Raw genomic sequence first — 12,067 nt, 5'->3', positions numbered from 1 at the left:
GAGACTGCATCATCGTGCTCCTGGTGCTTGAAGAGGAAGATTTTTTTGCAAAAAGGTCCGCGGCCACGTGGGAGGATCATTGGTTTGATGTGGCCGCGGAGAGAGAAGCGACAGGAGTTTAGAACGTCAGGCGTGCGGTGATCTGTATCTGACGCGGTGTGTTGTAAGACGACCGTGCATACTGGATGCCGTTGCTGTTTGGGTTGACATCGCCCTGCACGTTGAATGCGTTGAACGCATCCACATTCACGCGCAGATTCATGGAGTCCTTGATGGGGAAGACTTTGAAGAGCGAGATGTCGGAGCTCCAGTCGAATGGGCCATGCAGGAAGGTGTGAGAGAAAGGGTTCACGCCTGCGGGTCCTGGAGAATAAGTGATGGTTTGCGTGGCTCCATTGTTGAGTTTTACCGGAACAGTGTTGGTCAGGTACTCCGCATTGCTCGCTTTGGCGGTTGTTCCCGAGCAGGTGATGCTTCCAGGATCAACGACGATGGGCGTCTGATAAGCCTGGTAGTCGGCCGGCAGTCCACCGATCAGGTTTGAGCCGCAGGGGCTATTGATGAGCAGCGGAGAGATGAAACCGTTGTACCAGAGATGGCCCGGGTAGCAGGTTCCGCTGCTGCAATCGGTGACTTTATATCTCTTCTTGTAGACGTGGATGGGGCCGATGGAGCCGGTGCCCGCGGGGTTGACTCCACCCCAGTTGCTGGCCGAGGGTTCGAAATACTGAGACGTGATGCTGCCATCGTAGGCGATCTGGTAGCCGCCGATGAGCTCGTCTACAAAGCGATTCGCATTGCCGAAGATGCGCTTGCCGTGCCCGACCGGCAGATCGAGGATGCCGTTGAAGTTGATGTGATGCTCCGGGATTGCCGAATCGATGCCGTAGTTCTGCATGCGGTTCAGATAGTTGTAGTCGGTCGAAGAGAGTGTGCCTGCGGCGTAGTCTCCGGCCGGATAAATGATGCTGTCGCGGAAGGCATTGCCGCCTACGCGCATGGCCCGGGCATAGACATAGGACAGCTGGTAGGCATAGCCGTTCTTATAGAGGCGCTGATAGTTCGCCTGCAGCGCGTGATAGTTGGAGTAGCCGTTGCGATCGTCGCGGATGAGCGTGCCATAGGTGTGGGCGTCATAGGGATTGAGCGCAACCGAGGAGTAAGTGCCGCTGGGAGGCGCGGTTCCTGTCTTCGTCTCCCACACGTAGGTCGACATGGCGTTGTTGTATTCGTATTCCTGATCCAGGTGGGTGCCGTGCTCGTAGACATAGCTCACGCGCAGCACCGAGCTTGGTTTCAGCGGCTGTTCGACGGTTGCATTCGCTTCGGACACCATGTTGGGTGGGTAGTGCGGATTGAGGGAAAACTCTGTCACGCCCGGCTGGATTGCATTCGTGCTGGAAGAGTTGACGACATCGGAGCTGTTCTCGCCCGCGATGACCGGCTGCTGCGCGCGCAATAGGTAGTTATTCAGGCCATCCGGAGTGTCGGCGCCGGAGTTGTAGTTCTGGTAGTAGACGCCGGCGAAGGGCTCATTGGTCTTGGCCGTGGCGTAGAAGTTACGCAGCGGGATGGGATAGGCGTAGCGTCCATAGCCGGCGCGCAGCACGGTGCCGCGGCCGCTGCCGAAGGGAGAGTAGGCCACTCCGAGGCGCGGACTGAAGACGGCATTGTTGCCATAGATCATGTGCTGCGGAAGTCCGGCCTGCGCAGGTGTTTCAAAATTGACACCCAGGTTTTCCAGGTTCGTGATGATGGCCTGGGTCGTGTATCCCTTCTGAATCAGCGTAGAGATCGGCGTGCCCAGAACGACAGCCTTCGTTGCCATGTCAAAGCCGTTGATGAGGTTGGATTTCTCCGTCGCCACGGGATGAGCTTCCCAGCGCAGGCCGAGGTTGAAGGTGAGATTGCTGCGCAGGTGATAGTCGTCCTGGATGTAGCTGTCGAACTCCTGGTCGCGCCAGTGTTCATAGGGCGGGTTCAGGCGGACGGCATAGTAATAAGGAGAACCAAGGAAGAGGTCGGCATCGACATTGCCGGTGTTGGCATAGGCGCTGTAGCTGGTACCGGAGGCCGGGTTGTACAGGCCGGTGGTCTGGCTTTCAAAGTCGAATTGATCGGCGGTCCTGTCAGGCAGGATGCCGAGACGCTCATGGCGGTAGCGTCCGCCGAAGAACAGCTGATGACGACCCAGCGTCTTGGTAAGGTTTTCGTCGAGATTGGTAATGATCATCGGGCCGCCCCACTCTACCTGGCCGCCTCCGAACTCATACGTGGGCCCGAGGATTTCGGGAAACCCTGTTTCTCCGAAGTTATTCGGCAGGCCCAGTTTGCTTTCATAGTTGAGGTTGGCGTTGCCTGCGGGCACGTTCGCCCATGTGGTGATCCAGATGTTGCCGAGGACCGTCTGGGAGACAAAGGTAGGAGAAAAGATGTGGGTGTAGCCCACGGCCGCGCTGTGCTGCAGGATGGTGCTGGTAATCACATTGGCTGCGCCCGCTGGGATGCCTGAGCCTGCGACGGTTGCCGCCTCCGGAATCGTGGAGTACGGCGTGGTTGTGACCGAGTTGTAGTAGGTGTAGCGCAGGTAGGCGTTGTTTCTTTCGTCGAAGGTGTGATCCAGGCGCGTCGAGATCGTCGGCGCGGTGGCATTGTTGACTGCCGGATAGGCGATGTTGTCCTGGATAAGCGGATTGCTGTTGTTGGTGGGAGCCGGGGTGATGGAAAAGAGCGCTTTCGCCAGAGGACTTAGCCGGGCGACAGGGATCTGGTTGTTGGCGAAGGGCTGGCGCTGGTAGGTGGATGCGTTCGTGGTTTCCGGATCGTAGAGCTGCTGCAGAATGCCGTCGCTGTTCACCATGCCGCTGAAGTCGCCCTGCCGTTCCGCGGTGGTCGGCACGGTCCCCAGCGTGTACGAGCCTGAACGCAGGGAGTAGCGCTCATAGGCGAAGAAGAAGAAGGATCTGTTCTTGCCGTCGTAGAGATGGGGAATGATGATTGGACCGCCTCCCGAGGCGCCGAATTCGTTGCGGACATATTGCGGCGCGACGTAGTCGGACGGATTCGAGCGGGAACGGGCAATGCCGATCGCGTTGTTGCGGGCAGTTTCGAAGAAGGAGCCGTGCAACTGGTTGGTCCCGGATTTGGTGGTGATGACCGCGGTGCCCGGCGTCGCGTACATGGCATTCGACGAGCTGGTTTCGATCTTCACTTCCTGCACCGCATCGGGATCGGCCTGGCTGGCCTGGCCTCCGTTGTCGCGGTTGATCATCGGAGTGCCATCCTGCACGTACTCGAGGCCCGAGGCCTCAAGACCGTTTACGCGGGTGCCGCTGGCTTCCAGGCCCGGTGTGGCCATGCCCGTCAGGGTAAGGAGGCTGCGGCCGTTCATGGGGAGCTGGTTGATTCTTGCGTTGTCCAGGTCGGTGCTCACCGTGCCGTTGTCGTAGGTGGCGAGCTGCTGCGTCTGTCCGGTTACCGTCACTTTCTCCGAGACTGCGCCTACCGAAAGAGCCGCGCTCACGACTGCGGTCTGAGCTACCTGCAGATCCAGGCGGGTTTCGTAGGTCTTCATCCCGGGAGAGGAAAACGTGATGGTGTAGTGGCCGGCGAAGAGGCCCGGCACCGAGTAGAAGCCGGCACTGTTGGTCGCGGTGTCGGCGAACTGCGCGGTTGCATCGTTGACCACGTGCACGGCGGCATTCGGCAGAACGGCCCCGGTGCTGTCCGTGAGTGTGCCCTGAATGCTTCCGGCACCGCTTTGTGCCAGGCTGTTGACGCTTGCCATAAGAATGGCGAGAACAAACATCAGACAACAGAGAGAGAGGCGACGACCGCCTCCGGTGGTATGGCCCCCAATGATTCCAGATACTTCAGTCACAGATGCCCCCTCATGGCCCTTTCCAAGGCTCCGATTGCAATGGACGAAGCATCTGTATAGACAGCGGGGCTGACAAGGTACCCTACCGTATTTCCAGCAAGAAAATTATCAAGTTATTTGTTATCAGCTTCTTGGTAGAGGGGTAACAAGGCCTTCCAGGGACGTAACAAGGGCATTTCAACGGGACAGGCGGGATGCCAGTCCTTCATGCAGGGTTTATACTTCCCCATCATTGGGAAGTATGGCTGGGCGGAACGTGCGGAACGAGTCAGGTTGCCGGGGACTGAAGAGACGCGGTTGGAATGGCAGAGCCAGGTGCCTCCAGGGGCAGGCAGGGTTCGATTTCCCGATCCGGCCTTCGGTGCCGGTCTGTCCTCTCATGAGATCGGCAGAGAGAGAGCCCAGGCAGGAAAACGCATGAGCGCGGTTACGTCCAGCCGGGAAACGGTGCTGCCCTCCAGCGCGGAAGACCGGGCTGTGATTACCGCAGAGCTCGAGGCGATCCTCGCGAGCGCGCCTTTCCGGAATAGCCGCCGCTATCCGGCCATGCTCCGCTACATCGTGGAAAAGACGCTGTCGAACGAGCAGGGCACGCTGAAAGAGCGCCTGATCGGTGTCGAAGTCTTTGGACGCGATCCTGGCTATGACACGAATGCCGATCCGGTGGTCCGGTTCAGTGCGGGCGAGGTTCGGAAGCGGATCGCCCAGTTCTATAAAGAGTCAGAAAGGGACTGTTCCATCGAGATGGAGCTGCCTCTGGGGTCCTATATTCCGCGGTTCTACCGCCGTGTGACTCCTGCGAGCGCAGCGATGGAAGCAGCTCCTGAAATTTCTCCGCAGCCGCAGGCTCTTTCCTTCCTGGCTTCCATGCCAGCGGAGCAACTGGGCCACATCTCGGAAAGGGGCAGGAAGGTTCTCTGGCCTTACTATGCATTGGCGGCGTTGTGCCTTGTGGTGATTGCAGGGGCTTTTCTATACAGGGCGCGGGCGGCGGCAGATCCGATTCTCGATGTCTGGGCTCCGATGCTCGATCACTCGGAGCCCATTCTGATCAGCGCGGGGCGGCCGCATCCTTCGGATGAGGAGGTCCCGGAAAAGTCCAACATCACGATTCAGGATCATATTCTGAGCCCCGAATTCCGGGTAACGATCCCCACTCTCAGCGCGATCACCAATATCGTCGCCTTTCTCCAGAGTCAAAGAGAGCCTTTTCGCATTCACGAGGCGTATTCCAATACGCTTGCCGATCTGCATCATCGCCCCGTCATTCTCGTGACCGGCAATGACAACAAGTGGACGCAGGTGCTGTTGCAGCCGCTGCGTTTCCATTTCGTCCAGCAGGGCAACTTCTCCTATATAGAGGATGCGAAGCGTCCGGATTTTCGCGGCTGGAATGTCGACTTCACCAGGCTGTTCCATCAGCAGACCGCGGATTATGCCATCGTGGCGCGCTTTACCAGCGCAACCACGGGCGGTCCGGTGATGGTGGTCGCGGGTATCAGCTCGAATGGGACGGAAGCGGCCGGAGAATTCATCGTCTCTCCGCAGGAGCTGGCGCAGCTGGAAGCATCGGGAGCGCAGGCCGATCTGAAGAAGAACTTCGAGGCCGTACTCAAGGTGGAAATGGTAGACGGCAATACCGGCTCCGCCACCGTGGTCGCCAGTCAGTTCTGGTAGAAGCGGCGGGATGGTTCAGGGCTGATGCGCGGATGGAAGAGAGGAAATACGACTACCGCGCCAAGCGTATCGGCACGGTGAGAACCCGCATCTGGGATAGATTGATTGGTAGTTCAGATGGTCGGGGAGAGAGGATTCGAACCTCCGACCCCCTGCTCCCGAAGCAGGTGCTCTACCAGGCTGAGCCACTCCCCGAACTGCTGTTGCTAGGAGCTCGCGGGCAGTGGGTCCTGGTGGTCCCGGCCTTGGTTGCGAGCTAGAATCAAGTGTAACAGAAAGATGCGCTTTCGGACGAAACCCGCCCCGCCGCTGCCGGAATTTCCTGGCGCTTGCTCCTGCTTATCAATTGTGCCCTGCGCTAGAGCCTGTTATGAACTTTCCCGCGGCGGACGCTGGGCGCCAATTTTTCTGAGGTCGAGGAGCGAGTTGCGACGGATATCGGGTTATCTCCGAGCAGCGAGCGACGAAGAGATCGGGAAAATTGGCCCCAGCCCTGAAGGGTTGCGGGGAAAATCGGCCCATACTTCGTTGTCGTCCTCACCTAGGAATAGCCTAAGTCTTCGTCCTCCGTCTCGTCTCGGCCGATTTTCCCGCGCAACGCCGCTCGCGCGAAAGTCCATAACAGGCTCTAGGACTTCCGCATGAGGCCGCTTACCTTCGCGCAGTTCGCTCCCGTCCGTGTCCTCGACGGCGGCATGGCCACCGAGCTTGAGCGCCACGGTCTCGATATCTCCGGGCCGCTCTGGTCCGCGCACATTCTGGATACCGCCCCCGAGCGCATTCGCGCTGTGCATCTTGACTACCTGCATGCCGGCGCCGACTGCATCTCCACTGCCAGCTACCAGGTCTCCGACTTTGGTTATACCGAGCTGGGCCGTCCGGCGCATCACGCGCACGATGCTCTGCGCCGGTCGGTGGCTATCGCCGAGGAAGCCCGGGTCCTCTATGCGGCCGAAAGCCCTCGCCCGGTCTTCATCGCCGCCTCGCTCGGGCCCTACGGCGCCGCGCTTCATAATGGAGCCGAGTTCCACGGCAATTACGAAATCCCCTTTACGGAGCTGGTTGATTTTCACGCTCGCCGGCTCGACGTTCTCGCTGACACCGAGGCGGATCTCGTTGCTTTTGAGACAGTGCCCTCGTTCGAAGAGGCCCGCGCCATTGCCGTCGCCCTCGTCGACTTTCCGCATGTCTCCGCCTGGGTTTCCTTCACCTGCCGCGACGAGGCCCACGTCGCCCATGGCGAGCCGCTGGCGGACTGCGCCGCGCTCCTGGGCAGCAAAGAGGAGGACGATTTTGAGCAGGTGGCAGCCGTAGGCATCAACTGCACCCAGCCTCGCTTCGTGCTGCCGTTGTTGAAGGCTGCTCGCGCTGTCACCGCCAAGGCGCTCATCGCCTATCCGAATTCCGGCGAGCTCTGGAATGCCGAGTCCCGTTCCTGGTATGGGGCGGCAGAGGTTGCACCCTACACCGCTCTCGCCCGCCAGTGGTACACCGCCGGAGCGCAGGCCATTGGCGGATGCTGCCGTACCACCCCGGCCCATATCCGTGCGCTTCACCACTTGCGGAACGAAGAAGCTGGTGAATCTGCCCTACTTCCGGTGCATTAACTCAGAAGTAACCATCTTGTCCCGCCGGTTTCTCCAGGAATCCCCCGGAATCCAGCGCTGCCACAAGCGGCGTGCCGCACACCCATGCGACAATGGTGTTTCAACGCCATGAAATCAGAGAATGCCGTGACCCCCAAACCGGTCACTGTCACGCCCGAGCTTCTGGCTCAGCACAGCATCACGGCCGAGGAGTACGAACGCATCCTCGCCGCGCTTGGCCGCACCCCTTCCCTTACTGAACTTGGTATCTACTCCGTGATGTGGAGCGAGCACTGCTCCTATAAGTCGTCACGCGTGCACCTTAAGCGGCTGCCGACCGAAAGCGATCGAGTCGTGCAGGGGCCGGGTGAGAACGCCGGCATCATCGACGTGGGCGACGGCTGGGCCTGCGCCTTCAAGATCGAGTCGCACAACCACCCCTCGTACATCGAGCCTTTCCAGGGCGCGGCCACGGGCGTGGGCGGCATTCTGCGCGACATCTTCACCATGAACGCCCGTCCGCTGGCGGTGATGGATTCGCTGCGCTTCGGCCCCATCGAGCCGGGCTCGGCGGATGCGGCGCTGGTGAACAAGAATCACTCCGTGCTCGAGGGCGTGGTCCACGGCATTGCCGCCTACGGCAACTGCTTCGGCGTGCCCAACCTTGGTGGCGAAACCCGCTTCGAGCCGTGCTACTCCGGCAATCCGCTGGTGAACGCGTTTGCGCTCGGCCTCGTCCGCCGCGATGAGATCTTCTACGCCAAGGCCACCGGCGTCGGCAATCCGGTGATCTACGCGGGAGCGAAGACTGGCCGCGACGGCATCCACGGCGCCACCATGGCGTCGGAAGAGTTCAAGGAAGGCTCCGAGCAGAAGCGCCCCAACGTGCAGGTGGGCGATCCCTTCATGGAGAAGCTGCTCCTCGAGGCCTGCATCGAAGCCATGAAGACCGGCGCGGTCGTCGGCATTCAGGACATGGGTGCAGCCGGCCTCACCTCATCCAGCTGCGAAATGGGCGCGCGCGGCGGCGTCGGCGTCGAGATGAACCTCGACCAGATCCCCCAGCGCGAAACCAACATGACCGCCTACGAGATGATGCTCTCCGAGTCGCAGGAGCGCATGCTCCTCGTCGCCGAGAAGGGCCGCGAGCAGGAAGTGCTCGACGTCTTCTACAAGTGGGGGCTCGACGCCACCATCGTCGGCACCGTCATCGCCGACCCGCGCATGCGCATCGTCCACAAGGGCGAGCTGATGGCGGATATTCCAAACACTTCGCTCACCGACGACGCGCCGCGCTACCACCGGCCCGTTGGTGTGTGGAAGGCTCCGGTTCCTGCGGAACCTTCGCCCGAAGTACTTGCCGAGTTAAATAAAACCCGCGACTACACCGCCGACCTCAAGCAGCTGCTCGCGTCGTCGAATGTCTGCGACAAGCGCTGGGTCTTCGAGCAGTACGACTCGATGGTGCAGACCAACACCGTGCAGGGCCCCGGTGCAGAAGCCGGTGTCATGCGCATCAAGGGTACTGGAACGCCAGGCCACGAGCGTGGCTTGTCGATGGCGCTCGCCGGCAACGGCCGCTGGTGTTATCTGAATCCTGAGCTCGGTGCGCAGCACGCCGTCGCCGAAGCCGCCCGCAAGGTCGCCTGCACCGGCGCAACGCCCGTCGCGACGACCAACTGCCTCAACTTCGGCAACCCCGAGAAGCCCGAGATCATGGCGCAGCTCTCGAGCGCCATTGACGGCATCGCCGCCGCCTGCAAGGCCCTTGGCACCCCGGTCACTGGCGGCAATGTCTCGCTCTACAACGAGACTAAGGGTGAAGGTATCTACCCGACGCCGGTCCTCGGCATCGTCGGCGTGATCGATGATGTGACCAAGGCCGTTCCTTCAGGATTTCAGCGTGAAGGCGATTCTGTTGCCGTTCTTGCGCCGTTTCCGGCGGATACGAACCTGTGGAAGACATCACAGAAAGAGTTCGGCTCTTCTGAATATGCCAAGGTGGTACTTGGCCAACTCTGGGGCGAACCGCCAGCGATTGAGCTTGAGAGTGAAGCCAAGCTTAACCAGTGTCTCGCTGCGCTTGCAGAGAAGCAATTGATCCACTCGGCAAGCGATCTTTCGGAAGGTGGTCTCCCGGTGGCGCTTGCGGAGGCGTGCTTTGCTCATGGCATTGGTGTGAAGGCTGCGATTCTGCCTGAAACAGCCTCACATGGTCCGGATAGCATTTTTGCGGAGCGGCCATCGTGGGTGCTGATTTCTTATGACCAGGCGAATCACGCAGAGATTATGCAAATGGCGCTTCACTATCAGAGCCTCGTCCAGCAAATCGGAAAGACTGTCGATGATCGCATCGTGCTATCCGCAAATCTGAAGACCGTCATCGACTCGACTGTTGCCGACCTCCGCGCTCCCTGGGCCGATTCGCTCGAAGCGACCCTGCACGATCACTCTGCCAACGAGGTGCTCGCGTGAACCCGCTCCAGAATCCGCTATTGACGGAAGGCTTCCCGAACGAGTCCACGCAGATTCTCGGTATGAGTGAGGCGGAATATTTCCGGGCACGCGGCCTCGATACGGAAGAAGACCCCAAGCTCCGCGAGGAGTGCGGTGTCGCCGCCGTCTATAACCATCCCGAGGCCGCGCGCCAGGTCTATCTCAGCCTCTACGCGCTGCAGCATCGCGGACAGGAGTCGGCCGGCATCGCTACCGCCGACGGCAAGAATCTTTCGAACATCAAGGGCATGGGCCTGGTCGCCGACATCTTCACCGAAGATGTGCTGGCCAAGCTCCACGGCGACATGGCCATCGGCCACACCCGCTACTCGACCACCGGCGACTCGGCGCTGCTCAACGCGCAGCCCATTCGCGTGGAGTCGACCAAAGGCCTCATCGCCATCGCTCACAACGGCAACCTGGTGAACCTCGGCAACGTCCGCGCGCGCCTCGAGCGCGACGGCGCCTACTTCCAGACCACCAGCGACTCCGAGATCATCGTGCAGCTCATCGCGCACTCGAAGGCGAGCACGCTGGTCGACGCCATCGCCGATTCGCTCTCGCAGGTCGATGGCGCGTTTTCGATTGTGATGATGACGCGCGACCGCATCTTCGCTGCACGCGATCCGCGCGGCTTCCGTCCGCTGTCGATGGGCGTCATCGAGAATCCTGATGGACCGGACACCGTTGTTTTCGCCTCCGAAACCTGCGCCTTCGATCTGCTGCGTGCGAAGTTCGTGCGCGACGTCGAGCCCGGCGAGCTGGTCATGGTCTCGGCGGATGGCGTCACTTCGCGCCGCTACTCGACCGGTGTCAAGCAGTCGAGCTGCGTTTTCGAGCACGTCTACTTCGCGCGACCCGATAGCAAGATCTTCAATCGCTGGGTGCAGGAAAGCCGTGAGGAGATGGGCCGCCAGCTTGCGCGTGAGTCCGGCGTCGAAGCCGATCTCGTCGTGCCCGTGCCCGACTCCGGCGTGACGGCTGCGATTGGCTATGCCGCGGAGAGTGGCATCCCGTTTCGATTTGGTTTGATTCGCAACCACTACGTGGGCCGCACCTTCATCGAGCCCGAGCAGCGCGTCCGCGACTTCGGCGTGAAGCTCAAGCTCAACCCGGTGCGCAATCTGCTGCAGGGCAAGCGCATCATCCTGGTCGATGACTCGATCATCCGCGGCACCACCAGCCGCAAGATCGTGCGCATGGTCCGTGCTGCGGGTGCGAAGGAAGTGCATCTCCGCATCAGCTGCCCGCCGACCATCTCGCCCTGCCACTACGGCATCGACACGCCCCGCAAGTCGGAGCTGATCGCAGCCAATAATTCCATCGCCGAGATCGAGCGCTTCATTGAAGCTGACTCGCTCGCCTACCTCTCGCTCGAGGGGATGCAACACGCCTGTGCCGGCGATACGGATAACAAGTTCTGCGTGGCCTGCTTCACCGGCAACTATCCCACCGAGTGGGTAGACGTAGACCAGATCCTCCCCGCCACGGCCTCGCTCTAAAGCACGATCCCGGGTGCCCCACATCTCGATTCTGAGATGTGGGAGAGCACGAACCCGACCCTCCGCTCCCGCTGGTCGCGAACCTATACTTTCCCACCCACAGTTTGTCGTTCCGACCGAAGCAGGCCGAAAGGCCTGCGCAGCGGAGGAACCTGCGTTTCTCTCGATTAGCTAGGATAAGAGCCGGTGGCCCATACAAGTCCTCTGCTGGCTTGTGTGGGAGCGAATATCTCCAAAGTTGCCATTCCGGCCGACGCGAAGAACCTGCGTTTCTCTGCACAAGCGAGAATCCGGGCGCCCCCTCCAAGCTCCGCTTATTGCTTATTTGGGAGAAGCGGACCTCACTGTATCCTCTCGCTGTATGAACAGAGCGATGGCAACAGCGTTCCTGGTAGTTTTGCTATGCGGCCTCTTCGTCCCGCTCTGCAACGCGGAAGCCCAGTGGTGCAATCGCGTCACTAAGGTGAGTGGCGATCCGCTCTTCTATCCGCCGATTGCCCGTGCCGCGAGAGTGTCGGGCGTCGCCACCATTCGGCTGACTCTGGATGCTGAAGGAAAAGTCGCTGATGTGGCCAAGATCAGCGGCCCTCCCATGCTGTTGACCTTCTACGCGAAGCAGCTGCAGCATTGGCAGTTTCGAGCCGACGCAGCAGGCCATCCGTGCCAGTTCTTGGCGATTGCCAGCTTTCAGATTGGCCCAAACTCGATCACCGAGGCATGGAAATCACAGCTGCCCATCGGGAACATCCTGCGATTCTCTGTTGAGGCTGAGCCTCTTATCCTTGATGTGATCTCTGATCCGATGCCTACTACCTGGCGTAGCCATCATTTCCCCTGGTTTCGAAAACGCCGGCGTTTTGCCGAGTGAGATTCGTCTGAACCGCAGTTTGAAATCAAAAGACGAATTGCATATTTATATAATTATT

6 protein-coding genes and 1 tRNA gene are annotated in these 12,067 nt (G+C 60.3%); 5 read left to right on the top strand and 2 right to left on the bottom strand.

The window, feature by feature from the left end; all coding sequences use genetic code 11:
- Positions 1–118 precede the first annotated feature (118 nt).
- Complete coding sequence (locus ESZ00_RS06935; protein ID WP_129207389.1) at positions 119–3,808, bottom strand: TonB-dependent receptor; 3,690 nt, start codon at positions 3,806–3,808, stop codon at positions 119–121.
- A gap of 489 nt (positions 3,809–4,297) precedes the next feature.
- On the opposite strand from ESZ00_RS06935, the gene ESZ00_RS06930 reads away from it, so the two are divergent.
- Entirely contained in the window at positions 4,298–5,557 is a 1,260-nt protein-coding gene (locus ESZ00_RS06930) for a hypothetical protein (RefSeq protein ID WP_129207388.1), read from the top strand.
- Between the two features lie 118 nt (positions 5,558–5,675).
- On the opposite strand, the gene ESZ00_RS06925 is transcribed toward ESZ00_RS06930, so the two are convergent.
- Positions 5,676–5,752, bottom strand: a tRNA-Pro gene (locus tag ESZ00_RS06925).
- Positions 5,753–6,198: 446 nt separating this feature from the next.
- Here ESZ00_RS06925 and mmuM point away from each other — a divergent pair.
- The 4 genes from mmuM to ESZ00_RS06905 all read left to right on the top strand — a co-directional run bounded on the left by mmuM (position 6,199) and on the right by ESZ00_RS06905 (position 12,009).
- A complete protein-coding gene (gene mmuM / locus ESZ00_RS06920; RefSeq protein WP_129207387.1) occupies positions 6,199–7,164 on the top strand; it encodes a homocysteine S-methyltransferase in 966 nt (321 codons plus the stop codon).
- A 108-nt stretch (positions 7,165–7,272) separates the two neighbouring features.
- Positions 7,273–9,618 (top strand): phosphoribosylformylglycinamidine synthase subunit PurL, encoded by a 2,346-nt coding sequence (gene purL, locus ESZ00_RS06915; RefSeq protein WP_129207386.1) that lies wholly within the window; start codon positions 7,273–7,275, stop codon positions 9,616–9,618.
- Positions 9,619–9,680: 62 nt separating this feature from the next.
- Positions 9,681–11,141, top strand: coding sequence for an amidophosphoribosyltransferase (gene purF, locus ESZ00_RS06910; RefSeq protein WP_129207980.1), 1,461 nt, complete (start codon positions 9,681–9,683; stop codon positions 11,139–11,141).
- A 373-nt stretch (positions 11,142–11,514) separates the two neighbouring features.
- Positions 11,515–12,009, top strand: coding sequence for an energy transducer TonB (locus ESZ00_RS06905; RefSeq protein WP_164981378.1), 495 nt, complete (start codon positions 11,515–11,517; stop codon positions 12,007–12,009).
- The last annotated feature ends 58 nt before the right edge of the window (positions 12,010–12,067 follow it).

It is taken from the genome of Silvibacterium dinghuense, assembly GCF_004123295.1.
GTDB classification, from domain to species: domain Bacteria; phylum Acidobacteriota; class Terriglobia; order Terriglobales; family Acidobacteriaceae; genus Silvibacterium; species Silvibacterium dinghuense.
This window is presented reverse-complemented; position numbering and strand designations above follow the sequence as displayed.